This window comes from Pantoea sp. SO10 (assembly GCF_005281435.1).
In the GTDB taxonomy this organism is placed as follows: domain Bacteria; phylum Pseudomonadota; class Gammaproteobacteria; order Enterobacterales; family Enterobacteriaceae; genus Pantoea; species Pantoea leporis.
This window is the reverse complement of record NZ_CP040095.1, coordinates 2,242,929-2,269,586: the sequence shown is the minus strand read 5'-3', so window position 1 is coordinate 2,269,586 and position 26,658 is coordinate 2,242,929. Positions and strand designations below refer to the sequence as shown.

Here is a 26,658-nt window from a genome sequence, read left to right as displayed (position 1 = left end):
CGTGCTTTCTTTCTATAGTGACTGTGATATCCATCTTAATGGTGATGTTATTTTGAGCAGATGATAAAAATAATGCATCGCTACAGCTATACAGGTTTATGGTAAACTGCGCCGCAACAGATATAGGCTGCGATGAGATTTTCTAATGGCTCAACTTTATTTTTATTACTCTGCGATGAATGCGGGTAAATCAACGGCTTTGCTACAGTCTTCTTATAATTATCATGAACGTGGTATGCGATCGTTGGTTTATACCGCCGAGATCGACAACCGCTTTGGTGCAGGCAAAGTCAGTTCACGTATCGGGCTTTCGTCTCCTGCATTTTTATATAACGATGAGACAAAGCTCGATGAGGAAATAGCTGCAGAGCATGCGAAGCAACCCGTGCATTGCGTGTTGGTCGATGAAAGCCAGTTCCTTACACGCGAACAGGTCAAAGCATTATCTGATGTTGTCGACAATCTGGATATTCCGGTGCTTTGCTATGGCCTGCGCACAGATTTCCGTGGAGAGCTGTTTGTTGGCAGCCAATATTTACTGGCATGGGCGGATAAGCTGGTTGAGCTTAAAACCATCTGCCACTGTGGCAGAAAAGCCAGTATGGTGCTTCGTCTTGATGCAAAGGGTAAACCTTTCAGCGAAGGCGAGCAGGTGGTGATTGGTGGCAATGAGCGTTATATATCGGTCTGCCGTAAACACTATAAGCAGGCAATCGATGAGGGTTCACTTCAGGCGATATATGGCTCACAATCGCCGCAGGTTTAACTCATCAGCAAGCCATAAAAAAACCCGCCGTAGCGGGTTTTTTGTTTAAAGCGGTTTAGGCTTTTTTGGTTTTCTTGTCAATTTTCACTTCGGCTTTAACTTCTTGAGCATTCTCACTCAATGACTCAGAGAATTCACGACCGTAGAAGGTATCCAGCATGATTTGTTTTAACTCAGCAATCAGCGGATAGCGTGGGTTCGCACCGGTACATTGGTCATCGAATGCATCCTCAGCCAGCTTGTCCACTTTCGCGAGGAAATCAGCTTCCTGCACGCCCGCTTCGCGGATTGAGGTTGGGATGCCCAACTGCGTTTTCATCTCTTCAAGCCAGGCGAGCAGTTTTTCAATTTTCTGCGCGGTGCGGTCGCCAGCGGCGGAGAGTCCCAGATGGTCAGCAATCTCAGCATAACGACGACGTGCTTGTGGGCGGTCGTACTGGCTGAAAGCCGTTTGCTTAGTCGGGTTGTCATTGGCGTTATAGCGAATGACGTTTGAAATCAGCAGGGCGTTTGCCAGACCGTGTGGAATGTGGAACTCAGAGCCCAGTTTATGCGCCATTGAGTGACACACACCCAGGAAGGCGTTTGCGAACGCAATCCCCGCGATAGTTGCCGCATTGTGAACGCGTTCACGTGCTACCGGATTTTTTGCGCCATCGCGATAACTGGCTGGCAGGTTCTCTTTCAGCAGTTTCAGTGCTTGCAAGGCCTGGCCATCAGAATACTCATTCGCTAATACGGAGACGTATGCTTCAAGTGAGTGCGTTACCGCATCGAGGCCACCGAAGGCGCAAAGTGAACGCGGCATATCCATCACCAGGTTGGCATCAACTATGGCCATATCTGGCGTCAGCGCATAATCCGCTAATGGATATTTCTGGCCGGTCGCATCGTCCGTCACCACGGCAAACGGCGTTACTTCAGAACCCGTACCGGAAGTGGTAGTGATGGCTACCATACGCGCTTTAACACCCATTTTCGGGAACTTATAGATGCGTTTACGGATGTCCATAAAGCGCAGTGCCAGTTCTTCGAAATGCGTCTCAGGATGTTCGTACATCACCCACATGATTTTTGCTGCATCCATCGGTGAACCACCGCCGAGTGCGATAATCACATCAGGTTTAAAGCTGTTCATCTGCTCTGCACCTTTACGGACGATGCTCAGCGTTGGGTCAGCTTCTACTTCGAAGAAGACTTCGGTTTCAATACCGTGAGATTTAAGTACGCGAGTCACCTGATCGGCATAGCCATTATTGAACAGGAAGCGGTCGGTAACGATAAAGGCGCGTTTGGCACCATCAGTTGCCACTTCTTCCAGAGCAATCGGCAGTGAGCCGCGACGGAAGTAAATAGACTTCGGAAGTTTATGCCACAACATATTCTCAGCTCGCTTGGCCACGGTTTTCTTGTTGATGAGATGTTTTGGTCCCACGTTTTCAGAAATGGAGTTACCGCCCCATGAACCACAGCCCAACGTCAGTGATGGAGCCAACTTGAAGTTGTACAGGTCACCGATACCACCTTGTGACGCCGGCGTGTTAATCAGAATACGCGCGGTCTTCATTTTGTCGCCGAAGTAGTGCACACGCTCAATCTGATTATCCTGATCGGTATACAGACATGAGGTGTGGCCGATACCGCCCATGGTTACCAGTTTTTCAGCTTTATCGACCGCGTCGTGGTAATCCTTCGCCCGGTACATCGCTAAGGTTGGAGAGAGTTTTTCATGCGCAAAAGGCTCAGATTCATCAACCAGTTTCACTTCACCAATCAGAATCTTGGTGGTTGCCGGCACGCTAATTCCCGCCAATTCGGCAATCTTCGTCGCCGGCTGGCCGACAATCGCCGCATTCAACGCGCCATTCTTCAGAATGATATCCTGAATCGCTTTCAGCTCTTTACCTTGCAACAGATAGCCGCCGTGGCTGGCAAAACGCTCACGTACCGCGTCATAAGCCGAATCAACCACAATTACGGATTGCTCAGACGCACAAATCACACCGTTATCGAAGGTCTTCGACATCAGGATGGATGCGACAGCGCGTTTGATATCCGCTGTTTCATCAATTACCACTGGCGTGTTACCGGCACCAACACCAATCGCGGGTTTACCGGAACTGTAAGCGGCTTTGACCATGCCCGGACCGCCGGTTGCAAGGATCAGGTTGATATCAGGGTGATGCATTAACTGATTAGAAAGTTCGACAGATGGGGTGTCGATCCAGCCGATGATATCTTTTGGCGCACCCGCCGCAATCGCTGCCTGCAGCACAATGTCAGCGGCTTTGTTAGTGGCATCTTTCGCACGTGGATGCGGAGAGAAGATAATGCCGTTACGGGTTTTCAGGCTGATCAGTGCTTTGAAAATCGCCGTAGAAGTTGGGTTGGTGGTAGGAACGATGCCACAGATCAGGCCAATCGGTTCAGCAATAGTAATCGTGCCGAAGGTGTCATCAGTGGCGAGAATACCGCAGGTTTTTTCATCTTTATAGGCGTTATAGATGTATTCAGAAGCAAAGTGGTTCTTGATGACTTTATCTTCAACAATACCCATACCTGATTCGGCAACGGCCAGCTTGGCCAGTGGAATGCGTGCGTCTGCAGCGGCGAGGGCGGCAGCGCGGAAGATTGCATCAACTTGTTCCTGACTAAAATTAGCGTACTCACGCTGTGCCTTTTTTACACGTTCAACCAGTGCATTAAGTTCGGCAACATTAGTAACGGCCATAGTGCTCTCCTGAAGGAAGTTAAACTCTTTTAGTAAACAAGCCTGAATCCAGAAGTATAGTCACGCTATGCTTATATATTGGTCAGGTTGGCGTCTGTATTGCCGTTGCTTACTAAAAGGGTTTCCTGGTCAAGATACTTAAGCGTCAGGAAGTTGTTTCGACGGGGTAAGATTACCCCTGATGAGGTAGGTAAATTTTGATGCAGATCAATCCGGATCTAAGCTGACACCTTTCAGCACTAACTTTCGCAAGTAAAGTTAGCGCGATGTGCCACATATTCTGCACGCATCGGCTGCATCGCAATAACCAACGGTTAACAGCAGTTGAAAAAACTGGCTCAAAGCCAGACGTATAGCATAAATTTCTGCCGTCACCTCTGGTTTTTCGCCCGGCTTATGCACTACATTAAGCGCGCTTTTCTACTCAGACTTTACCGGAGCCTACTTTGAATCCCGTGCTACTCGATCTTTCCGGCTACATTAAGTTTTTTGTCGGTTTGTTTGCCCTGGTAAATCCGGTAGGTATCATCCCGGTCTTTATCAGCATGACCAGCTATCAGGCGGTGGTTGAACGAAATAAAACCAATCTTACCGCCAACCTGGCCGTGGCCATCATCCTCTGGACGTCACTGTTTCTTGGCGATGGCATCCTGCATCTGTTTGGCATTTCGATAGATTCCTTTCGTATTGCTGGCGGTATTCTGGTGGTCACTATCGCGATGTCGATGATCAGCGGAAAACTGGGTGAGGATAAGCAGAACAAGCAGGAGAAGTCAGAGAGCGCTATTCGCGAAAGCATTGGCGTGGTACCGCTAGCGTTACCGTTAATGGCTGGTCCCGGTGCAATTAGTTCAACCATTGTCTGGAGTACGCGTTATCACAGCTGGCAGAACTTAATTGGTTTTAGTATCGCGATTGCCATTTTCGCCTTTTGCTGTTGGCTGCTGTTCCGCGCAGCACCGTTGATGGTGCGGGTGCTTGGACAAACCGGGATTAACGTGATTACCCGTATTATGGGCTTGTTGTTAATGGCGTTGGGCATCGAGTTTATTGTTACAGGTATGAAATCTATTTTTCCTGGTTTGCTGAATTAAACGAAGTTATTTTTTTCTTTTAAGAGATTTCACGATCCAAAATGGTGCATATCTTCGTTTTATTGCACCATTTTGGTTGATTTATTCATTAACCTTAACTGCAAACGTCCAGCATCACTTTTACTACTATCCTCATCCCATCCGAGTAAAACCTCACACTAAACTGTGATAATTGTCACAGATAATTGTTCTGCACATATCTTTGAAATTAGCATTTGAGAAAAGTTGATAAGTTAATCGATGACTCTTTATGCGGATAATGGCTATTTTTATAGTCGAATTCGTAAAAATCGTATTGAAAGAACAATAACGAGTAAATTACATGCAGTTACCCTACAAATAACTTTAAAATCATTTGGTTAATCGATAATTCAATAAAGGAATTAACACTTTTCCTACTCACCCGAACGTGATAAAAGAGAATCTGCTAACATTTTTGCAGTTTAGCTTTGGCGTGCGGGCATCGGTTCTGATAATTTTCGGCACATCACAAATTTTTTATCTGATAGTGACAAATGTGTACGCTTCTTGCTTACAGGCTATCAGGCATATGATTAAGGTTGATATTTGTTGATGAAATGCATGGTAGCGAAAACGGCCGTACGTTCAGTGCTTGCCTTCTGCCTTACAGGCGCACTGGCAGCAAGCCAGGCAGCCCAAATTCCCGCGGGCACGCAATTATCAGAATTACAGCGTATCGTGATCAATAATGGCAGTGAGGTGGCAACGCTTGATCCGCAGAAAGCAGAAGGCGTGCCGGAATCCAATGTCATGCGTAATTTACTGGAAGGCCTGGTTGAAACCGATAATAACGGTCAACTGGTCCCCGGTGTGGCTCAGCAGTGGCAAAGCGAAGATGGGCGCATCTGGACTTTCACGCTGCGTGACGATGCACGCTGGAGTAACGGCCAGCCTGTTACTGCGCAGGATTTCGTCTACAGCTGGCAGCGCCTGGCCGATCCTAAAACTGCTTCGCCTTACGCCAGCTACTTACAGGCAGCGCATGTGGCGAACGTTGACGCCATTCTGTCTGGCAAAGCCGCACCGTCTGAACTCGGCGTTAAAGCCCTCGATGATCGTCATCTGCAAGTCACCCTTTCTGAACCCGTTCCCTATTTTGTAGCCATGCTGGCTCACAGCGCGATGAAACCGGTCTATCGTCCGGCGATAGAGCAGTGGGGCGAGCAGTGGACACAGCCGCAACATTATGTTGGCAATGGCGCTTTTACACTCGCGGAGTGGGTGGTAAATGAAAAAATCGTGGTTAAACGCAATCCACAGTATTGGGATAATGCCCACACGGTGATGGAAGAGGGCGTATTTTTACCGCTCTCCTCAGAGAACAGCGATATCAACCGCTATCGCAGCGGTGGCACTGATATGACCAACAGCGTGGTGCCGCCGGAGATGTTCAAAAAGTTACAGCAGGATCTTGGCGATGAGGTCAAAATCAGTCCGTTGCTGTGCACCTTCTATTACGAAATTAATAACAAAAAAGCGCCATTCGATGACGCGCGCGTACGCGCCGCGCTAAAGTTAACCCTCGATCGCGACATCATTGCGCAGAAGATCATGGGCCAGGGCCAGATTCCTGCCTACGGATTGACGCCGCCGTTTACCCACGGTATCACGCTTTCCCCACCGGCCTGGGCGCAACAAACGCAGTCCGAGCGTAATGCCAGCGCCAAACAGTTATTAGCCGATGCCGGCTTTAATCAGCAAAACCCGCTGCGTTTTACGCTGCTGTACAACACCTCCGAACAAAACAAGCGACAGGCGATTGCTGCGGCCTCGATGTGGCAGAAAAATTTGGGGGCGGTGGTGACATTGCAGAACCAGGAGTGGAAAACGCTGCTGGAGACGCGCCATCAGGCGCAGTATGACGTGGTACGCGCCACATGGTGCGCAGATTACAACGAACCTTCTACCTTCCTGAATATGCTGTTGAGCGGTTCATCCAATAACACCGCGTTTTACCACAGCCCGGCGTTTGACCAGTTGATGAAGCAAACATTAACCAGCGCAGACGAAGCAAAGCGCGCCTCGCTTTATCAGCAGGCGGAAGCGCAACTCGATAAAGACTCGCCAATCGTACCGGTCTATTACCGCGTCAGCGTGCGGTTGGTAAAACCCTGGGTGGGTGGTTTTACCGGCAAAGATCCGCAGGACATGTTGGCGTTGAAATACTATTACATAAAGAAACATTGAGTAATGGGCCGATCCGGCGCTACAGTCGGGCGGCACTTTACCGTGGTAAACCCTGAAGGGTGATTAGGGTCTTCGTTCAGACACGCGAAGATCACCTGGAAACGGGGTACGCCGGGCGTTAAATCGACCCGGTAAAGATAATAAAACTGGAGCGTAATAATGAACAACATCACAAAAAAAAGCCTGATTGCCGCGGGCGTATTAGCCGCAATCGGCGCGCTGGCAGGGAATGCCGCGCTGGCAGCAACAGTGCCAGCAGGCGTTGAATTGGCAGCAAAACAGGAACTGGTTCGCGGTAACGGCGATGAAGTACAGTCGCTGGATCCCCACAAGATTGAAGGTGTACCCGAAGATAACATCGCACGTGATCTGTATGAAGGTTTAATCACCAGCGACAGTGATGGCAAACCGGTACCGGGCGTTGCGGAAAGCTGGGAAAACAAAGATTTCAAAGTCTGGACTTTCCACCTGCGCAAGAACGCTAAATGGTCCAACGGTGAGCCGGTCACTGCACAAGATTTCGTATATAGCTGGCAGCGCCTGGTCGATCCGAAAACCGCATCGCCTTACGCCAGCTATCCGCAATACGGCCACATCGTCAATGTTGACGACATCATCGCCGGTAAAAAGCCAACTTCCGAGCTGGGCGTAAAAGCCATCGACGATCACACGCTGGAAGTGACGCTGAGCGAGCCCGTACCCTACTTCTATAAGCTGCTGATCAACTCCGTGATGTCTCCGGTGTATAAGCCGGCGATCGACAAATTTGGCGATCAGTGGACTCAACCGCAAAACTGGGTCGGTAACGGCGCCTTTAAACTTGAATCGCACGTGATCAACGAACGCGTAACGCTGGTGCGTAACCCGCAGTATTGGGATAACGAGCACACCGTGCTGAACAAAGTCACCTTCCTGCCAATTAACTCCGAAGTCAGCGACGTTAACCGTTACTTCTCTGAGAACGGCAGCGATATCACTTACAACAACATGCCTATCGAGCTGTTCAAAAAACTGCAGCGGGACAACGGCAAAGAGTTGATGGTCAAGCCATACCTGTGCACCTATTACTACGAAATCAATAACCAGAAAGCGCCATTCACCGATCCACGCGTGCGTACCGCACTGAAACTCGGTCTGGATCGCGACATCATGGTGAACAAGGTTCTGGCACAAGGTCAGCAACCGGCTTACAGCTTCACCCCGCCAGCCACCGATGGCATGGAACTGCTGCCGCCGGATTGGTTCAAGTGGGATCAGAACAAGCGTAACGAAGAAGCGAAAAAACTGCTGGCTGAAGCGGGTTACACCGCGGATAAACCGCTGACCTTCAACCTGCTGTACAACACCTCCGATCTGCACAAAAAACTGGCGATCGCCGCCTCATCTATCTGGAAGAAAAACATCGGCGTCAACATCAAGCTGGAAAACCAGGAGTGGAAAACTTTCCTCGACACGCGTCATCAGGGCAACTTTGATGTTTCTCGTGCGGCATGGTGTGCGGATTACAACGAACCGACTTCATTCCTGAACATCATGCTGTCTGACAGCAGCAGTAACACCTCGCACTACAAAAGCGCTGACTTCGATAAAGTTATTCACGATGCGGTTAAAGCCACAGACGATAAAGCGCGCGTAGCGGATTATCAGAAAGCTGAGCAGATTCTGGATAAAGACAGCACCATTGTACCGGTTTACTACTACGTCAATGCGCGTTTGGTGAAACCTTACGTGGGCGGTTACACCGGCAACGATCCGCTGGATAAAACCGTCGATAAAAACCTGTATATCATTAAACATTAATAGCACTCAGGCTATCGACAGTGGCGGTGCTGCGGCACCGCCTTTTTACTTTGTGAAGCAACAGCCTGGTAGGTACGGCAATGTTAAAATTCATCCTGCGTCGGCTCCTTGAAGCCATCCCGACGCTGTTTATCCTCATCACCATCTCTTTCTTTATGATGCGACTGGCACCCGGCAGTCCATTTACCGGCGAACGTGTCCTCTCGCCGGAAGTGATGGCGAATATCGAAGCTAAGTACCATCTCAACGATCCCATTGGCAAACAGTACCTGAGCTACCTGGTGCAGTTGGCACATGGCGACTTTGGCCCTTCGTTTAAATACAAAGATTACTCGGTCAATTATCTGGTCGGCCACGCCTTCCCGGTGTCAGCCAAACTTGGTCTGGCTGCCTTCTTCCTCGCCGTGGTGCTGGGCGTAACGGCTGGCGTGATCGCCGCCCTGAAGCAAAACAGTTTGTGGGATTATGCCGTGATGGGGGTCGCGATGACCGGCGTGGTGATCCCCAGCTTTGTCGTGGCACCGTTACTGGTGCTGGTGTTTGCGATTACCTTACGCTGGCTACCAGGCGGCGGCTGGAACGGCGGCCAATGGAATTACATGTTGCTGCCGATGGTGGCGCTGTCACTGGCCTACATCGCCAGCATCGCGCGTATTACCCGTGGTTCGATGATTGAAGTGATGCATTCAAACTTCATCCGTACCGCGCGCGCTAAAGGACTGCCATTGCGTCGTATCGTGCTACGTCACGCGCTAAAGCCTGCCATGTTGCCGGTGCTTTCCTATATGGGACCGGCGTTTGTCGGCATCATCACCGGTTCCATGGTGATTGAATCCATCTATGGTTTGCCGGGCATTGGGCAGCTGTTCGTTAACGGGGCATTGAACCGTGACTACTCGCTGGTGATGAGTCTGACCATTCTGGTTGGCGTGCTGACCATTCTGTTTAACGCGATCGTTGATGTGCTGTACGCCGTGATCGATCCGAAAATCCGTTACTGATTGTGGAGCTCGCCCATGATGTTAAGTAAGAAAAACAGCGAAGCTCTGGATGCCTTCAGTGAAAAACTGGAAGTCGAAGGGCGCAGCCTCTGGCAGGACGCGCGTCGCCGCTTTATTCACAACCGCGCAGCCTTCATCAGCCTGCTGGTGCTGCTGGTGATCACTTTGTTCGTGGTGTTCGCCCCGATGTTGTCGCAGTTCAAATATGACGATACCGACTGGGCGATGATGTCTGCCGCGCCGGATACCGTCTCCGGCCACTGGTTTGGCACCGATTCATCGGGTCGCGATCTGCTGGTGCGAGTTGCGATTGGTGGCCGTATCTCGCTGATGGTGGGTATCGCCTCCGCGCTGATCGCGGTGCTGGTGGGCACGCTGTATGGCTCACTGGCGGGTTATCTGGGCGGTAAAATCGACTCGGTGATGATGCGTATTCTGGAGATCCTCAACTCCTTCCCGTTCATGTTCTTCGTTATCCTGCTGGTAACCTTCTTTGGTCGCAATATTCTGCTGATCTTTGTGGCGATCGGCATGGTGTCGTGGCTGGATATGGCGCGTATCGTACGTGGGCAGACGCTGGGCCTGAAGCGCAAAGAGTTCATCGAAGCGGCGCAGGTCGGCGGTGTGAGCACCTTCAAAATCGTGCTGCGTCACATTGTGCCGAACGTATTAGGCGTAGTGGTGGTGTATGCCTCGCTGCTGGTGCCCAGCATGATCCTGTTCGAATCTTTCCTCAGCTTCCTTGGCCTCGGCACTCAGGAACCGCTGAGCAGTTGGGGCGCATTGCTGAGCGATGGCGCCAACTCGATGGAAGTGTCGCCGTGGTTACTGATGTTCCCGGCAGGTTTCCTCGTGGTCACGCTGTTCTGTTTTAACTTTATCGGCGATGGCTTGCGTGATGCCCTCGACCCGAAAGATCGTTAAGGAGTTTCCCGATGACCATTCATGAATTTCAGCCAGCCATGGCTGCACGTGCGGGAAACAATAACCTGCTGCTTGATGTAAAAGACCTGCGCGTCACCTTCAGCACCCACGATGGCGATGTCACCGCTGTGAACGACCTCAACTTTTCACTGCATGCGGGTGAAACGCTGGGCATTGTTGGCGAATCCGGCTCGGGGAAATCGCAAACCGCGTTTGCCTTGATGGGCCTGCTGGCAAAAAATGGGCGCATTGGCGGTTCAGCAAAATTTAACGGCGCAGAGATCCTCAATCTGCCGGAAAACAAGCTCAACAAACTGCGCGCAGAGCAGATTGCGATGATCTTCCAGGATCCAATGACGTCGCTTAACCCTTACATGCGCGTCGGCGAGCAGTTAATGGAAGTGCTGAAGCTGCATAAAGGCATGAACAGCGCGCAGGCGTTCGAAGAGTCGGTGCGCATGCTGGATGCGGTGAAAATGCCGGAAGCGCGTAAGCGTATGAAGATGTTTCCGCATGAGTTCTCGGGCGGTATGCGTCAGCGTGTGATGATTGCGATGGCGCTGCTGTGTCGGCCGAAGCTGCTGATTGCCGATGAGCCGACTACGGCGCTCGACGTGACCGTACAGGCGCAGATCATGACGCTGCTGAATGAGCTGAAGCGCGAATTCAATACCGCAATTGTGATGATTACCCACGATCTCGGCGTGGTAGCGGGTATCTGTGACAAAGTGCTGGTGATGTACGCCGGTCGTACCATGGAATATGGCCGTGCACGCGATGTGTTCTATCATCCTGCCCATCCATACTCGATTGGCTTGCTGAGTGCGGTGCCGCGTCTGGATGCTGAGGAGGGCGAGTCGCTGACCACCATTCCAGGCAACCCGCCAAACCTGCTGCGCCTGCCGCAAGGCTGTCCGTTCCAGCCTCGCTGCGCCTACGCCATGGACATTTGTGCCAAGGCACCGCCGCTGGAGCCTTTCGCTGAAGGGCGCTTGCGTGCCTGCTTCAAGCCGGTGGAGGAGTTAGTATGAGCACCGTAGTCGAAGAGAAAAAAGTCCTGCTGGAGATCGCCGACCTTAAGGTGCACTTCGAGATTAAGGATGGCAAACAGTGGTTCTGGCAGCCACCGCATACCCTGAAAGCGGTCGACGGCGTCAGTCTGCGTTTGTATGAAGGTGAAACATTGGGCGTGGTAGGCGAATCAGGCTGCGGTAAATCAACGCTGGCCCGCGCCATCATTGGCCTGGTAAAAGCCACAGAAGGGCGCGTCGCCTGGTTAGGACGCGATCTGCTCGGGCAAAGCCAGGAGCAATGGCGTCAGGCGCGCAGCGATATCCAGATGATTTTCCAGGATCCGCTGGCATCGCTCAATCCGCGTATGACCATTGGCGATATCATTGCTGAACCGCTGCGCACCTATTACCCGAAGATGCCGGGCCAGCAAGTGAAGGATAAGGTGAAAACCATGATGATGAAGGTTGGGTTGTTACCTAACCTCATCAACCGCTATCCGCACGAGTTCTCGGGCGGCCAGTGTCAGCGTATTGGCATTGCGCGTGCGCTGATTCTCGAGCCGAAGCTGATCATCTGCGATGAGCCTGTATCGGCGCTGGACGTGTCGATTCAGGCGCAGGTCGTTAACCTGTTGCAGCAATTGCAGCGAGAAATGGGGCTGTCACTGATCTTTATCGCACACGATTTGGCGGTGGTAAAACACATCTCCGATCGCGTGCTGGTGATGTATCTCGGGCATGCGGTTGAGCTGGGTACTTACGATGCGGTGTATAACAATCCGCAGCATCCGTACACCCGCGCGCTGATGTCAGCGGTGCCGATTCCCGATCCGGACCTGGAGAAGAACAAGCAAATCCAGCTGCTGGAAGGAGAGCTGCCATCGCCGATCAATCCGCCATCGGGATGCGTGTTCCGCACCCGTTGCCCGATTGCCGGACCAGAGTGCGCGAAAACCCGGCCGCTGCTGGAAGGCAGCTTCCGTCATGCGGTCTCTTGTTTAAAAGTCGATCCGCTGTAAATGAAAACGCCGGGCGACTGCCCGGCGTTTTTTTGTCTGTCGCTTACTCGCGCCACAGGATGTGGCAGAGTTTGTGATCTTTCTCGCGGCAAAGCAGGACGCGTGCGAACACATCAGTGATCGGCTCGCCGTCGGCTTCACCTAAGCCAATCACCACTTCTGCGAAGAAGTCTGGGTTGAGATCGAAATCAACATGTTCCTGCCAGTCTTCCGCCGGATCGAACAGTTCCGCGCCACCGCGCTCTTCAAACTGCAGATTGAACAGAATAATGTCAGCGGGATCGAGATTGTCGCCAGCCAGCTCAAGAAAAATATCGTAAGCCTGCTCCAGCGTTTCATCTTCAGTAAGACGATTATTTAAATCCATGGTCATTCCTGCTTGCCCTGAGGCGGTAATATTTTCGCTCGTTTTACAGTAAAGGACTAAAGAAGTAAAACAGTCGTTCAACGATGCGTTGCCACCAGGCACGTTTAGCCCAGCGAGCACCATCCAGTAAGCGTGAGCGGGCGATGTAATCATCCTGCACGGTAGCGAGATCGCTGCCAAAGCCGTCATCATCAACCACCAAGGTGATCTCAAAGTTGAGCCACAGGCTGCGCATATCCAGATTAACCGTGCCGACCAAACTCAGCTGCCCGTCAACCAGCACACTTTTGGTATGCAACAGGCCATCTTCAAACTGGTAAATCTTCACGCCGGCTTCCAGCAGTTCGGTGAAGAAGGCACGACTCGCCCAGCCTACCAGCAGCGAATCATTATGGCGCGGCACAATGATGCTCACTTCCACACCGCGTAACGCTGCGGTACAGATGGCGTGCAGCAGGTCATCGCTCGGCACAAAGTAGGGCGTGGTCATAATCAGCTGCTGACGCGCGGAGTACACCGCTGTGAGTAACGCCTGGTGGATCATATCTTCCGGAAAGCCGGGCCCAGAAGCGATTACCTGAATGGTATGTCCGCTCTCCTGTTCGAAGGGCATCACGTTGCCATCCGGCGCGGGCGGCAGAATGCGTTTACCGGTTTCAATCTCCCAGTCGCAGGCATACACAATACCCATGGTGGTTGCCACCGGGCCTTCCATGCGCGCCATCAGGTCAATCCATTGGCCCACGCCGGCTTCCTGCTTAAAGAAGCGTGGATCGACCAGATTCATGCTGCCGGTATAAGCGATGTAGTTATCGATCAGCACCACTTTACGATGCTGTCGCAAGTCCATGCGGCGCAGGAAAACACGCAGCAGGCTTACCTGCAACGCTTCAACCACATCGATGCCGGCATTGCGCATCATATTGACCCACGGACTGCGGAAGAAGGTGACGCTGCCCGCTGAATCCAGCATCAAACGGCAATGTACACCGCGACGCGATGCAGCCATCAGCGATTCCGCCACTTCATCGGCCAACCCGCCGGGATGCCAGATATAGAACACCATCTCGATATTATGCCGTGCCAGCTGGATATCACGGATCAGTGCGTGCATCACGTCATCGGAGTTGGTCAGCAACTGCAGCTGATTACCTTTCACGCCGGCGATGCCCTGACGATGGCGGCACAAATCAAACAGGGACCGCGCGACGTCGCTGTGTTCGGTGGCGAAGATATGCCGGCACTGTTTGAGATCGTTGAGCCATTTGGCGGTGGAGGGCCACATGGTGCGCGCGCGTTCGGCACGCCTTTTACCTAAATGCAGCTCACCAAAAGAGAGATAAGCGATTATACCCACCAGCGGTAGAATGTAGATGATCAGCAGCCAGGCCATTGCTGAGGTGACTGCGCGGCGTTTCATCAGAATACGTAGCGTGACACCCGCAATCAGCAGCCAGTAACCAAACAGCAGCAACCAACTGATTAGGGTATAAAATGTGGTCATTAAGTGGACGTCCTGTTCGCGCTTTGTTGTGCAAAGTTTACGTGCTGATCACAGGGAGTGAAACCTTTAATCGTGAATGAGGTTTCGATGAAGCTTTCGATTTGGCATTTCCTGGCAGATCTTTATAATGCCTGCCGAGTTTAGCCTGTCTGAGAGGATGTGATGAGACGCAGCAAAAATGAAGTGGCGCGCTGGAGAATGTTACGTCAGGTACACCGTCGTCGTTCTCGCTGGCTGGAAGGGCAGTCGCGTCGTTATAAGCGCATCCATACCATTCGTCATCAGGTGGCGCAGCAACATCGCCGCTCCATCCTGTTTATCTCGCAAATGGACTGATGGGTTTACGCGGCCATCATGTGCCGCGTAGCACCCGGATGACATTGACCATCTCTACTGCCGCTGCCAGCACAATTAACATTACAACGTGCTGCCGAGCGTTGCGCCAGCCTTGCTGACGCCATAGCCAAAGTGCTCTGCCGATGAGAGCGAATGCTATCACCAGCAGTAAAACTGACAACCACATAGATTAGAAAACGCGTTTGAACGGTTTGACCGCGACTTTCTCATACACGCCTGCGGCAATGTAGGGATCATCCTTGGCCCATGATTCCGCGACTTCCAGTGAAGAGAATTCGGCGATGATCACGGAACCGCTGAAACCGGCCGGGCCTGGATCGTTGCTGTCAACTGCTGGCAGCGGACCCGCAGCAATCAGTCGACCTTCATCTTGCAACAGCTTCAAACGAGCAAGATGCGCGGGACGTACCGAGTTGCGTTTTTCAAGTGAATCAGCGGTATCTTCCGCATAAATGACGTAAAGCACGATGGGATACTCCCGTTAGACTTGCCGAAATTGCGTGACACGTTAAGTGATCGTTAATCAGAGTGCAAACGAAAGATAAATACGCTGTCATTCAGCGCAATCAGGGTTTAAAAAGACCTTTCTGCGGGGCGCTTGCACATCGCTTATTGAAACTGATTGCTATTTGCATTTAAAATCTGCGCTTCACTCAATGAACATGAATGATATGACCACGTTGACTACGCCTTTACCTTCACGTACCCCCATTGCTGTAATTTTATCCGTGGTACTTCACGGTTCGTTGATCGCTGGCATTCTCTATGCATCGTTTCATCAGGTGATTGAAGTTCCAAAAGCGTCCCAGCCTATCAGCGTTTCGCTGGTGGCTCCGGAAGTGCAACCCGAACCTGCGCCTGCCCAGGTCACGCCGCCGCCTCCTGAGCCTGAGCCGGAGCCTGAAGTGGCGCCAGAGCCGCCGAAGGTTGAGCCGGTACCGATTCCTAAACCGGAACCTAAGCCGAAGCCAAAACCTAAACCGAAGCCAAAGGTTGAAAAGAAGGTCGAGCCGAAACAGCGTCAGCAAGTGAAGCCGCAGGAAAATCCGTTTAAGCAGGAAGCGCCAACCACGCAGACGCGTCCAACAACCGCGCCGAAAGCCAATCCGACCGCAACGCCGAGCATCTCAGATGGTCCGAAAGCGATGAGCGTCAGCAAGCCTGCCTATCCGGCACGTGCGTTCGCGCTGCGTGTTGAGGGACGTGTGCGGGTGCAGTTTGACGTTGATAGCGACGGTCGTGTGGATAACGTCCAGATTTTGTCGGCAGAACCGCGCAACATGTTCGAGCGCGAAGTGAAGCAGGCGATGAAGAAGTGGCGTTATCAGCCAGGTCGTCCGGGCAAGAATCTCACCATGAACATCGTATTCCGCATCAATGGTGGCGCCAATATCGAATGAGCACTCGTGGCTGAGAGGTAAAAAGAAAGCGGTCAGATGACCGCTTTTTTAATGTTACAGATCGCTTAAATTGCTTCTGCCGGGCGGCAGCGGGCGAGATTGCCCGGTATTGTCGACGGCGACGTAGACAAATACCGCTTCGGTTGCGCAGTAGGTCTGTCCAATCGGTTCGGACGACACTTTCTTGATCCACACTTCGACGTTTATGGTCATGGAACTGTTGCCGGTGCGGATGCAGCGTGCGTAGCAGCTCACCACATCGCCAACCGCCACCGGTTTAAGGAACGTCATTCCGTCCACGCGCACGGTGACGACACGTCCTTCGGCAATCTCTTTCGCCTTAATTGCGCCGCCCATATCCATCTGCGACATCAACCAGCCACCAAAGATATCTCCGTTGGCATTGGTATCCGCTGGCATGGCCAGGGTACGCAACACCATCTCGCCTTGCGGCGACTTATGTTTTTCGTCCATTGCTCAGTTCTTCTGCAGGTGAAGAGAAGCCCGACGCTGTCGGGCGGAGTGGCATTATTTTTGTTCTTGTTGCGGCATCTGTCGCCAGATATACACGCCGCTTAACAGGGTAAAGAGTAGGGTCAGGCCGGTCAGACCGAACACCTTAAAGTTAACCCAAAATTCCTGCGATAACCAAAACGCAACATAAATATTCGCTAAGCCGCAGGCGAGAAAGAAGATTGCCCAGGCAATGTTGAGATTGCGCCACACGCCTGAAGGCAGTTGTAACTCTTTGCCCAGCATGGTTTGAATCAGCGGTTGCTTCATAAACCACTGGCTGTAGAGCAGCGCGACGGCAAACAGCGAATAGATCACCGTGACTTTCCATTTGATGAATTCATCGTTATGGAATACCAGCGTCAGCGTGCCGAATACCGCGACCAGCACAAAGGTAAAAATGGTCATCTTTTCCAGCTTGCGGTAGAGCACCCAACTGACGACCAGCGCCAGACCGGTGGCAACGATCAATGCGCCAGAAGCAACAAAGATGTCGTACAGCTTGTAGAAGATGAAGAAAACCACCAGGGGAAGAAAATCGAGTAACTGCTTCATAGCGTTTCCAAGTAGGCAGGAGCATACAGTTATGGCGCCCGGGTGAGCGCCATAACGATTAACGTAACAGCATATACAGCCGGTACAGATAGATAATCAGCACTGCGGAGACCAGGTTACCTAGCGCGTTCAACACCACGGAGGCGATATTGGCGGGCAGCACGGTCAGCGATGAAAAGAAGAACATCAGCACAATTTTGGCCAGCAGCCACAGCACAATAGCCGGTGCGATAACCTTAATATTCTTCCAGGCGAGACGCATGCTGGCACGCATCGCGCCAATCACGCCGAGCTTCTCATTGGCGAGAATCACCGGTGCCAGTGAAAACAGGATCGCCAGAATCACGCCCGGTACCATCAGCACCATAAAGCCCAATTGAACCAGCAGGGTGATCAGGAAGGTCTGCAGCAGCAGCTTTGGCAGGATGGGCGCAGATGCACCAATAGCGCGCAGCGCGCTGACGCGTTGTCCGCCCGATACCATAGGGATCAGAAGCAGCATGCCACCCAGCAGCAGCGTGTTGCCAATCAACGCAGCGAACGTGCCTGCAGCGGAAGCGCGCAGCAAAATACGCTGCTGATCCGGAGACATATTTTGTACCAGCTCAAACAGCGACGATGCGCTGTCATCGGACTGGCTCAACAACGAGAGCTGGTCTTCACCTGGCGTTAACGCGTGGCCGACGATCACAGTAATGAACGAGGTCAGCAGCGCCAGCAGTAAAATAGTAACCAGCTGATGGCGCAAAAAATTTCCTGTGTCACGGTATAACGAGCTTGCCGTGATAGACATGTAAACTCCTTGAAAGAACCGGATTAATTAACCCGGCGATTGTACATGTTCTACTGGCGTGCTGGCACCCGCATTGGGATAACTTTCTGTCATAACAGGTAAAGAAGGGTGAAAAAGCGCAGGAAGACCGTAGCGAGCACGGGCGCGATCGCAGGCTTCGTTCTGTTCACCGTTCTCGCCGGACATCGAAAACTCCCGACAGGGCGAAGGGCGCTGCTGATAAATGCCGCAGGATACGCAGCCGCCGACGTCGCCCTGTAGCGCAATACAGCGCGGCTGGCGTTGGTTGGTGCCGCGCATATTGCGCATAAACGGGGTTAACGGTTCGGTTAATTCAACGGGAACAGCACCGGCGCCATCATCGGCTTCGGCCCAGTAAAATGAGACACGGAAGTGCGCGCAGCATGCGCCACAGGTCACGCAAGGATTTAGTGAATCGCTCATCTGATCGCCCGCCACCTTTAAGGTATCGAACCAAAATCACACAGGGGAATGGTAAAATAGTCACGGCGAAAAATTTTCGCAAGCGGACTTTTATTACGCGCTGTAAAGCCAAAATTTATCTTAATCAATTCATTGTTTTTTAAGTGATTAATTTAGATTGATGCAGATGATCTTTTACCAAAAAAGGGGTAAATGTTGTGCCGCATTCAACATTGAGACCCATCTTTATTTGGCAAAGGAGTGATTATGAAACTGGCAAAATGCGCACTGCTGATGGCGCTGGCAATTCCGCAACTGGCTCTGGCTCATGAAGCCGGTGATTTCTTTATGCGTGCAGGTAGCGCCACCGTTCGTCCGACTGAAGGCTCTGACAATGTGCTGGGTATGGGCGGCTTTAACGTTAGCAACGATACGCAGCTGGGCTTGACCTTCACCTATATGGCAACGGATAACATCGGCGTTGAGCTGCTGGCTGCAACCCCGTTCCGTCATAAGGTTGGACTGGGCGCCACCGGTAATCTGGCCACCGTTCGTCAGCTGCCGCCGACCTTAATGGCGCAGTACTATTTCTTTGATAGCAAAAGTAAAGTCCGCCCGTACGTTGGCGTCGGTATCAACTACACCACCTTCTACGATGCCAAATTCAACCAAACGGGTGAGGATGCCGGATTAAGCGACCTGAGCGTGAAAGACTCGTGGGGCATGGCGGGCCAGGTCGGTCTGGATTATCAAATCAACCGCGACTGGATGCTGAATGCCTCGCTGTGGTACATGGATATTGATACCGAAGTGAAATTTAAAGCTGGCGGTGAGCAGCAAAACATCAACACGCGTATCGATCCGTGGGTGTTCTTCTTTGGTGCGGGATATCGATTCTAATCGGCAACCAGAAATGAAGCGGGCGACCAGAAGGTCGCCCGTTGTGTTATTTGATCTGCATATTGTTAACCACAGATTTCACGCCCGCCACGCTACGCGTTACGGCCACCGCGCGATTTGCCATCTGCGGGGAGCTGACAAAACCGCTCAGCTGAACTTTACCCTTGAAGGTTTCAACATTGATTTCGGTCGATTTCAGCGACTCGTCATTCAACAGCTGAGCCTTAACTTTGGTGGTTACCACGGTATCGTCGATGTAACCGCCAGTGCCTTCTTTGGTTGCTGTGGGTGCACACGCGCTAAGTGCCAGCGCCATTACCGCAGCCATCATAAATCCTGCAACGACTTTGAAAAATTTCATTGGTTATCTCCCTGTCTTAGATGATGTTTCGCCGCAATGGGGCGGCGCAATTAATTGTGGTCTGGAGATGCGAAATCAGCAAATCGGCGCGCGTGAAAAAGTCAGAAATAGGGCGTTTTTACCACTTATTGATCCAATCGCAGTTTTCGCTGGGCATGAAAATCTGAGAGTAGCCGGGAATTTGAGTTTGGGGATATTTTTGGCAATAAAAAGGCCTTATCCGCACCAGCGAATAAGGCCCTGAAGGATTTTAGCGGGTGGCTGCTTTCAGACTACTCACAAAGGCTTTCAGCTCGCTGAGCAGCGTGGCCGGATCGTTCTGGTTACGCTCAATGATTTTCACAATTGCCGACCCGGAAATGGCACCCGCCGCACCAGCGGCGATGGCTTCTTTCACCTGGCCGGGTTCAGAGATACCAAAGCCCTGCAGCGGCGGCGCAGCGTTAAACTCACGCAGCTTTTCGATCAGGTGATGCAGCGGCAGGCTGGCACGATTTTCCGAACCGGTGACGCCTGCGCGTGACAGCAAATAGGTATAACCGCGACCGTGCGCAGCGATCTCACGCAGCAGTTCATCGTCAGCATTTGGTGGACAGATAAAGATCGGCGCCACATTGTGGCGCAGCGCAGCCTGACGGAAGGGCGCAGACTCTTCCAGCGGCACATCCGCAACCAGCACGGAATCGACGCCCACCGCTTCACACTGTGCATAAAAGTTATCGATACCTTTGCTGAACACCAGATTGGCGTACATCAGCAAGCCAATCGGCAGCTCGGGATATTTCTGACGCACGGTCGCCAGAATTTCAAAGCACTGCGCCACGGTGGTGCCGGAAGCAAAGGCACGCAGCGTCGCGCCCTGAATGGTTGGGCCGTCGGCCAGCGGATCCGAGAACGGAATACCGAGTTCTAGCGCATCCGCACCGCCTTCCACCAGGGTATCGATAATTTTCAGCGAAAGTTCAGGTGACGGATCGCCGAGAGTAACGAAGGGGACAAACGCGCCTTCTTGCTGCGCCGACAGACGTTGAAACAGCTGATTATAACGTTCCATCAGATCTCTCCCTTGGCTTTCAAAATATCGTGAACGGTGAAGATGTCTTTATCGCCGCGACCAGAAAGGTTAACCACCAGCAGCTGCTCTTTTTCCGGATTTTCGCGGATCATTTTCAGTGCATGTGCCAGCGCGTGTGAGGATTCGAGCGCAGGAATAATCCCTTCAGCACGGCACAGCTCTTTAAAGGCGCTGAGCGCTTCGTCATCGGTGATCGAAACATATTCCGCGCGGCCGATACTGTTTAGATGCGCATGCTGAGGACCCACTGACGGGAAGTCCAGACCCGCAGAGATTGAGTAGGATTCTTCAATCTGCCCCTCTTCGGTCTGCATCATCGGCGCTTTCATACCGAAATAGATCCCCACGCGACCGTGCTTGAGCGGCGCACCGTGTTCTCCGGTTTCGATCCCGTGACCGGCCGGCTCCACGCCGATCAGGCCAACGCTTTCTTCTTCGATGAAATCAGCGAACATACCGATCGCGTTCGAACCACCGCCCACGCAGGCTAACACCGCATCGGGCAGACGACCTTCGCGCTCCAGAATCTGGGCTTTGGTCTCTTCGCCAATCATGCGCTGGAATTCGCGTACGATCGTCGGGAACGGGTGCGGGCCTGCGGCGGTGCCGAGCATGTAGTGCGCGGTTTCATAGCTGCCAGACCAGTCGCGCAGCGCCTCGTTACAGGCATCTTTCAGCGTGGCTGAGCCGCTATGCACCGGAATCACTTCCGCGCCCATCAGACGCATACGGAATACGTTTGGCGACTGACGTTCAACATCCTTGGCGCCCATATAGATGCGGCACTTCATGCCCAGCAGGGCACAGGCTAACGCTGACGCGACACCGTGCTGACCGGCGCCGGTTTCCGCGATGATCTCGTTTTTGCCCATGCGTTTTGCCAGCAGCGCCTGACCCAGCACCTGGTTGGTTTTGTGCGCGCCACCGTGCAGCAGATCTTCACGCTTTAGATAGAGGCGGGTTTTGCTGCCTTTAGTCAGGTTGCTGCACAGCGTCAAAGCCGTTGGGCGTCCAGCGTAGTTTTTCAGCAGGTCAGTAAACTCGGCCTGAAACTCGGGATCGCGCTGCGCTTCAACAAACGCATTTTCCAACTGGCGCAAGGCTGGCATCAGGATTTGTGGTACGTACTGGCCGCCAAACTCGCCAAAATAGGGATTCAATAACGTGGTCATTTTTCATCTTCCTTATTCGGCCCGCACCATGGCGGGCAAGCGAAATTAATAGGCGCGCAGCGTGCGGAATACCGCCGCGACTTTGCTGGCATCTTTAATGCCTGGCGCAGATTCTACGCCGGAGTTGAAATCGAGGCCGGCACAGCCCAGCTGCGCGGCCTCTACGCAGTTGTCCGCGCTTAGGCCACCGGCCAGCAGCACATTGCTGAGATCCTGGCCTTGCAGCAGTGACCAATCGAAACGCTGGCCGGTGCCGCCCTGGCCATTATCAAACACGTAACGATCGACGTGCGGCCAGTCGCGCGCAGGTAACTGCTCTTTAATGCTCAGCGCTTTCCAGATTTTGGTGTCTGCTGGCAGCGCATGACGCAATTCTGCGACGAACGCCTGATCTTCATCGCCGTGCAGCTGTACCGCAAAAAGTTTTAAACTTTCCGCTAGCGTGACAATGTCACTTGCCGCATTGTTGCGGAACACGCCAACATACTTCAGCGGGGCAGCCGCCTGCACAATCTGCGCCTGCTCGCGGCTGATTTTACGCGGTGAGCCTTCAGCGAAGATCAAGCCACCGTAAATGGCGCCGGCTTCCTGCGCTGCGCGTGCATCTTCGGCGCGGGTCAGGCCGCAGACTTTGTTATCACCGAGCAATACGCGACGCACGCCAGCGGTGAGATCGGCTTCTTCCATCAGCGCGGAGCCAATCAGGAAGCCGTTAGCGAAGTGGCTCAGCTCACGAACCTGCGCATAATTGTGAATGCCAGATTCGCTGATGACGGTGACGCCATGTCCGAGGCGCGGCGCTAACTGACGCGTGCGATTCAGGTCGATGGACAGGTCGCGCAGGTCGCGGTTATTAATGCCGACGACTTTGGCTTCCAGCGCAATCGCGCGTTCCATCTCTTCTTCATTACTGACTTCGGTCAGCACGCCCATTTTCAGGCTGTGCGCCACGGCGGCGAGCTGACGATATTGCTCATCATCGAGCACCGACAACATCAGCAAAATGGCGTCGGCCTGATAATGTCGTGCCAGATAGATCTGATACGGATCGATGATGAAGTCTTTGCACAACACCGGTTGCGTGATGGCGGCGCTAACAATCGGCAGGAACGCAAAATCGCCCTGGAAGTATTTTTCATCGGTTAACACCGACACCGCAGAAGCGTAATGACGATATACGCCAGCGATGGTGGCGGGATCGAAATCCTCGCGAATCAGCCCTTTGGAGGGCGATGCTTTTTTGCATTCCAGGATGAATACGGTGCGTGAGCCACGCAGTGCATCGTAAAAATGACGTTCCGCAGGCTGCAAATCGTTCTGGAAGGTGGCCAGCGGCTGCTGTGCTTTGCGCGCTTCAACCCAGACGGCTTTATCTTGTACGATTTTCTCTAAAACAGTGCCCTTAATACTCATCTCATCCTCTCGCTGCCAGAGCGACAACGCGCTCGTAGGCCTGTCCGCTGCGAATGGCAGCGATGGCGCGCTGTGCGTTGTCGCGCAAATCTTCATTTCCGAACACTTTCAGTAACATTGCGACGTTGACCGCCACCGCCTGCTCATGGGCGGGCTGGCCTTTACCCTGAAGTAAACGGGTCAGAATGTCACGGTTTTCTTCCGGCGTGCCGCCTGCCAACGCGTCTTTATCATGGAAGCCAAAACCGAAGTCTTCTGGCGTCAGTTGATAGCCAGTGATTTCGCCATCACGCAGCTCGGCGACCTGCGTTGGGCTGTGCAGCGCTACTTCATCCATGCCACCGCCGTGAACCACAGCCGCACGTTGATAGCCGAGCACTTTTAGCGTTTGGGCGATTGGCAGTACCAGCTCCGGGCTGTACACGCCAATCACCGCCAGCGGTGGACGCGCAGGGTTAATCAGCGGACCCAACACGTTAAAGATGGTACGGGTTTTCAACTGCTGACGTACCGGCATCGCGTGACGAAAACCGCTGTGATACTGCGGAGCAAACAGGAAGCAGACGTTGAGATCGTCCAGCGCCTCACGTGCTTGTTCCGCAGGCATATCCAGATTGATGCCAAATGCCGCCAGCAGATCGGAAGAACCCGACTTGCTGGAGACGCTGCGATTACCGTGCTTTGCCACTTTCAGGCCGCAGGTTGCCGCAACAAAGGCGCTGGCGGTCGAGATATTGATGCTGTTGCTGCCGTCACCACCGGTACCGACGATATCGGCAAAGGTGTAATCCGGGCGCGGGAACGGTTTTGCATCGGCCAGCAGCGCGGAAGCGGCACCGGCGATCTCTTCCGGACGCTCGCCACGGACTTTCATGGCAATCAGCGCGGCGGCTAACTGCGTCGGCTCCAGCTGACCGGTAATAATAGCGCTAAATAGCTGGTGGCTTTCGCCCTGGCTCAGCGTCTCAGACTGATAAAGTTTTTCCAGAATAGTTTGCATCATAATCTCCCTATTACTGCGCCAGCGCCCAGGCCAACGTCTGTTCTAATAAGCGCGCGCCCTGAGTGGTGAGAATGGATTCGGGGTGGAACTGGAAGCCACACACGCGGTCGGCATCGTGGCGCACGGCCATCACCATGCCGTTGTAGCTGGCGTTAACGGTCAATTCGGCTGGCGTATTGCTACCGACCAGCGAGTGATAGCGCGCCACCGGCAGCGGATTGCTCAGGCCAGCGAACATGCCTTCGCCATCATGGGTAATAGAAGAGGCTTTGCCGTGCAGGATCTCGCCGGCCTGGCCGACATGGCCGCCGTAGGCTTCAACAATCGCCTGATGACCGAGACAGATGCCGATAATCGGCAGACGACCGCGCAGCGCTTGTAGCAAATCTGGCATGCATCCGGCATCTTTCGGCGCGCCCGGACCCGGCGACAGCATCAGAATTGGGTTTTCCATCTGCTGCAGGCGTTCAATCAGCACCTCAGCGGGCACGTTGTTGCGGTAAATCACCACGTTATGGCCAAAGGTACGCAGCTGATCAACGAGGTTGTAAGTAAAGGAGTCGATGTTATCGAGCAGCAGGATATCGGCCATCAGAAAATCTCCTTGCAGTGATGGGCTGTTGCGATGGCACGCAATACCGCGCGCGCTTTGTTGCGGCTCTCGTCCGCTTCTGCCTGGGGCTGGGAATCCAGCACCACACCGGCGCCGGCTTGTACGGTGGCTACACCGTCTTCAACCCACGCGGAACGGATAACGATGCAGGTATCAAGGTCGCCGTTAGCGGTGAAATAGCCGACTGCGCCGCCGTAGCTGCCGCGACGTGTGCCTTCTTTCCCGGCAATCAGTTGCATCGCACGCACTTTCGGTGCGCCGCTCAGCGTGCCCATGTTCATGCAGGCGCGGTAGGCGTGCAGCACGTCGAGATCCGCGCGCAGCGTGCCGACCACGCGTGACACCAGATGCATCACAAACGAGTAGCGGTCAACTTTAGTCAGGTCTGCCACGTAACGGCTGCCCGGCACGCAGATACGCGCCAAATCGTTACGCGCTAAATCCACCAGCATCAGGTGCTCAGCCATCTCTTTATGGTCGGTGCGCATTTCCAGTTCGATGCGGCTGTCGAGATCGCGATCCAGCGAACCATCAGCATGGCGGCCACGTGGACGCGTACCGGCAATCGGGTAGATCTCAATCTGACGCGACGTCGCGTCATATTTCAGTGAGCTTTCTGGCGAGGCACCAAACAGCGCGAAATCCTGATCCTGCATAAAGAACATGTAAGGACTTGGATTGCTGTTTTTCAACGTGTCGTAAGCGGCCAGTGGAGAAGGGCACGGCAGCGAGAAGCGACGTGAAGGGACAACCTGGAAGATTTCGCCAATGCGAATCGCTTCCTGCATCTCACGCACCACGTTGCAGTACTCTTCATCGCTCTGACTGGTGCTGAGCGTCATGTGCTCGACGCGCTGGACCGGCAATGCGGGCGCTGCTTGCGTCATCTGGCCGCGCAGTTGTTCGATGCGGCCTTGCAGACGCTGAAACTCGCTGGTCGATGGGCTGAATAAGCTGGCCTGCAGGCGAGCAGTGCGCTGCTGATGGTCGATCACCAGTAAGGTTTCGGCCAGATAGAAGCAGTAATCCGGGCAACGCTGTTCGTTGCGCAGTTGCGGCAGATCTTCGAAACCGGCCACTAAGTCATAAGCGAACAAGCCGCCAAGTAGCATCGCTTCACGCTCCTCTTCCGGGCTGTTCACCAGCTGCGGGATCAGGCGCAGCGCATCAAATACGGAAAGGGCCTTCAGGCGGGAATCTTCGTCCTGCATGCCTTGCGGCTGGGTGAAATGCAGCTCGCGGCCATCAGGGCGCACCTCGATACGCACCTCAGAGGGCAGCGCCTCGTCCAGCAGCGGCAAGATGGCGCGACCATTTTCCGACAGCGCTTTGATGGTGACAATGTTGCCCAGCGCACTGACGCGCAGCGCGCTATCGACGATTAACAGGCTTTTCAGGTTTTGTTTGCTGTCGATATCTGCGGATTCAAGCAGCAGAGTTGCTGGACGTGCGCCGCATAACTGATGAAACACTGCGGCCGGATCTTCGCGGTAGGGCGCGGTACCGGTTATCAACTTCAATGTAGGTTTCGCAATAGCCATAATGGATTCTCTGAATTTCGCTCAAAAAAAAGCCCGCTCGGTGGCGGGCTTAGGTATCAATCTGCACTGCGGTTACGCAAATTGTGCACGACGACGTCGCCCGATAAAGGGA

At 53.2% G+C, this 26,658-nt stretch carries 24 protein-coding genes, 1 pseudogene and 1 other annotated feature (1 of these 26 cut by a window edge); of the genes and pseudogenes, 11 read left to right on the top strand and 14 right to left on the bottom strand.

The features are described from left to right. Nucleotides 1-145 precede the first annotated feature (145 nt). Nucleotides 146-766, top strand: a complete 621-nt coding sequence (tdk, locus tag FCN45_RS10560; RefSeq protein ID WP_101764244.1) for a thymidine kinase — start codon at nt 146-148, stop codon at nt 764-766. 55 nt (nt 767-821) lie between these two features. Here the strand turns inward: tdk and adhE are convergent, their stop codons facing one another. Further along, nucleotides 822-3,497: a bifunctional acetaldehyde-CoA/alcohol dehydrogenase gene (gene adhE, locus FCN45_RS10555; RefSeq protein WP_101764245.1), complete on the bottom strand. Its 2,676-nt coding sequence runs from the start codon at nt 3,495-3,497 to the stop codon at nt 822-824. 446 nt (nt 3,498-3,943) lie between these two features. Between adhE and FCN45_RS10550 the strand changes: the two genes are divergently transcribed. From FCN45_RS10550 to oppF, 7 genes are all read left to right on the top strand, one after another. Then, the gene (locus tag FCN45_RS10550; RefSeq protein ID WP_008106584.1) at nt 3,944-4,591 is read left to right on the top strand and encodes a YchE family NAAT transporter; all 648 of its coding nucleotides are present in this window, start codon (nt 3,944-3,946) and stop codon (nt 4,589-4,591) included. A gap of 573 nt (nt 4,592-5,164) precedes the next feature. Beyond that, the gene (locus FCN45_RS10545) at nt 5,165-6,799 is read left to right on the top strand and encodes an ABC transporter substrate-binding protein (protein ID WP_137385894.1); all 1,635 of its coding nucleotides are present in this window, start codon (nt 5,165-5,167) and stop codon (nt 6,797-6,799) included. Between the two features lie 159 nt (nt 6,800-6,958). Then, the gene (oppA, locus tag FCN45_RS10540) at nt 6,959-8,599 is read left to right on the top strand and encodes an oligopeptide ABC transporter substrate-binding protein OppA (RefSeq protein WP_110866261.1); all 1,641 of its coding nucleotides are present in this window, start codon (nt 6,959-6,961) and stop codon (nt 8,597-8,599) included. Nucleotides 8,600-8,679: 80 nt separating this feature from the next. Then, nucleotides 8,680-9,600: an oligopeptide ABC transporter permease OppB gene (oppB, locus tag FCN45_RS10535; protein WP_007892378.1), complete on the top strand. Its 921-nt coding sequence runs from the start codon at nt 8,680-8,682 to the stop codon at nt 9,598-9,600. Between the two features lie 15 nt (nt 9,601-9,615). After that, nucleotides 9,616-10,524 carry an oligopeptide ABC transporter permease OppC gene (oppC, locus tag FCN45_RS10530; RefSeq protein WP_008106577.1) on the top strand — a complete coding sequence of 303 codons (909 nt, stop codon included), beginning with the start codon at nt 9,616-9,618 and terminating at the stop codon, nt 10,522-10,524. A gap of 11 nt (nt 10,525-10,535) precedes the next feature. Then, complete coding sequence (locus tag FCN45_RS10525) at nt 10,536-11,555, top strand: ABC transporter ATP-binding protein (RefSeq protein ID WP_061718771.1); 1,020 nt, start codon at nt 10,536-10,538, stop codon at nt 11,553-11,555. Further along, nucleotides 11,552-12,556, top strand: a complete 1,005-nt coding sequence (oppF, locus tag FCN45_RS10520; RefSeq protein ID WP_101764250.1) for a murein tripeptide/oligopeptide ABC transporter ATP binding protein OppF — start codon at nt 11,552-11,554, stop codon at nt 12,554-12,556. The genes FCN45_RS10525 and oppF overlap by 4 nt, the downstream gene beginning before the upstream one ends. A 43-nt stretch (nt 12,557-12,599) precedes the next feature. Here the strand turns inward: oppF and FCN45_RS10515 are convergent, their stop codons facing one another. Next, the gene (locus FCN45_RS10515; protein WP_196761379.1) at nt 12,600-12,929 is read right to left on the bottom strand and encodes an HI1450 family dsDNA-mimic protein; all 330 of its coding nucleotides are present in this window, start codon (nt 12,927-12,929) and stop codon (nt 12,600-12,602) included. Between the two features lie 37 nt (nt 12,930-12,966). Beyond that, a complete protein-coding gene (cls, locus tag FCN45_RS10510; protein ID WP_101764252.1) occupies nt 12,967-14,427 on the bottom strand; it encodes a cardiolipin synthase in 1,461 nt (486 codons plus the stop codon). Between the two features lie 162 nt (nt 14,428-14,589). Here cls and FCN45_RS10505 point away from each other — a divergent pair, with 162 nt between their 5' ends. Next, entirely contained in the window at nt 14,590-14,763 is a 174-nt protein-coding gene (locus tag FCN45_RS10505; RefSeq protein ID WP_137385893.1) for a YciY family protein, read from the top strand. A gap of 190 nt (nt 14,764-14,953) precedes the next feature. Here FCN45_RS10505 and FCN45_RS10500 read toward each other — a convergent pair whose 3' ends face one another. Continuing rightward, nucleotides 14,954-15,250 (bottom strand): YciI family protein, encoded by a 297-nt coding sequence (locus tag FCN45_RS10500; RefSeq protein WP_101764253.1) that lies wholly within the window; start codon nt 15,248-15,250, stop codon nt 14,954-14,956. A 205-nt stretch (nt 15,251-15,455) separates the two neighbouring features. Between FCN45_RS10500 and tonB the strand changes: the two genes are divergently transcribed. Beyond that, nucleotides 15,456-16,184 (top strand): TonB system transport protein TonB, encoded by a 729-nt coding sequence (gene tonB / locus FCN45_RS10495; RefSeq protein WP_210421261.1) that lies wholly within the window; start codon nt 15,456-15,458, stop codon nt 16,182-16,184. Nucleotides 16,185-16,238: 54 nt separating this feature from the next. Here the strand turns inward: tonB and yciA are convergent, their stop codons facing one another. Genes yciA through FCN45_RS10475 form a run of 4 tightly spaced genes read right to left on the bottom strand, consistent with a single transcriptional unit; the run spans nt 16,239 to nt 18,489 of the window. Further along, nucleotides 16,239-16,658: an acyl-CoA thioester hydrolase YciA gene (gene yciA / locus FCN45_RS10490; protein ID WP_007892397.1), complete on the bottom strand. Its 420-nt coding sequence runs from the start codon at nt 16,656-16,658 to the stop codon at nt 16,239-16,241. Nucleotides 16,659-16,712: 54 nt separating this feature from the next. Continuing rightward, nucleotides 16,713-17,252, bottom strand: coding sequence for a septation protein A (locus FCN45_RS10485; protein WP_008106564.1), 540 nt, complete (start codon nt 17,250-17,252; stop codon nt 16,713-16,715). A 58-nt stretch (nt 17,253-17,310) separates the two neighbouring features. Continuing rightward, nucleotides 17,311-18,045, bottom strand: a complete 735-nt coding sequence (locus FCN45_RS10480; RefSeq protein ID WP_101764255.1) for a YciC family protein — start codon at nt 18,043-18,045, stop codon at nt 17,311-17,313. A 27-nt stretch (nt 18,046-18,072) separates the two neighbouring features. After that, nucleotides 18,073-18,489 (bottom strand): YkgJ family cysteine cluster protein, encoded by a 417-nt coding sequence (locus FCN45_RS10475; protein ID WP_101764256.1) that lies wholly within the window; start codon nt 18,487-18,489, stop codon nt 18,073-18,075. 246 nt (nt 18,490-18,735) lie between these two features. On the opposite strand from FCN45_RS10475, the gene ompW reads away from it, so the two are divergent. Then, a complete protein-coding gene (ompW, locus tag FCN45_RS10470; protein WP_064738828.1) occupies nt 18,736-19,368 on the top strand; it encodes an outer membrane protein OmpW in 633 nt (210 codons plus the stop codon). Between the two features lie 46 nt (nt 19,369-19,414). Here ompW and FCN45_RS10465 read toward each other — a convergent pair whose 3' ends face one another. From FCN45_RS10465 to FCN45_RS10435, 6 genes and pseudogenes are all read right to left on the bottom strand, one after another. Then, nucleotides 19,415-19,729, bottom strand: coding sequence for a BON domain-containing protein (locus tag FCN45_RS10465; protein ID WP_101764257.1), 315 nt, complete (start codon nt 19,727-19,729; stop codon nt 19,415-19,417). Nucleotides 19,730-19,979: 250 nt separating this feature from the next. Beyond that, nucleotides 19,980-20,783, bottom strand: a complete 804-nt coding sequence (gene trpA / locus FCN45_RS10460; protein ID WP_101764258.1) for a tryptophan synthase subunit alpha — start codon at nt 20,781-20,783, stop codon at nt 19,980-19,982. After that, nucleotides 20,783-21,976 (bottom strand): tryptophan synthase subunit beta, encoded by a 1,194-nt coding sequence (gene trpB, locus FCN45_RS10455; protein ID WP_101764259.1) that lies wholly within the window; start codon nt 21,974-21,976, stop codon nt 20,783-20,785. Before trpB ends, trpA begins: the two co-directional genes overlap by 1 nt. A gap of 45 nt (nt 21,977-22,021) precedes the next feature. Continuing rightward, complete coding sequence (trpCF, locus tag FCN45_RS10450) at nt 22,022-23,389, bottom strand: bifunctional indole-3-glycerol-phosphate synthase TrpC/phosphoribosylanthranilate isomerase TrpF (protein ID WP_137385891.1); 1,368 nt, start codon at nt 23,387-23,389, stop codon at nt 22,022-22,024. A 1-nt stretch (nt 23,390) separates the two neighbouring features. Continuing rightward, nucleotides 23,391-24,984, bottom strand: a pseudogene (gene trpD, locus FCN45_RS23715) (bifunctional anthranilate synthase glutamate amidotransferase component TrpG/anthranilate phosphoribosyltransferase TrpD). Continuing rightward, nucleotides 24,984-26,546 (bottom strand): anthranilate synthase component 1, encoded by a 1,563-nt coding sequence (locus FCN45_RS10435; RefSeq protein WP_101764262.1) that lies wholly within the window; start codon nt 26,544-26,546, stop codon nt 24,984-24,986. The pseudogene trpD and the gene FCN45_RS10435 overlap by 1 nt, the downstream one beginning before the upstream one ends. 23 nt (nt 26,547-26,569) lie before the next feature. Continuing rightward, nucleotides 26,570-26,658: a sequence feature (Trp leader region), on the bottom strand; it runs 20 nt beyond the window's last position.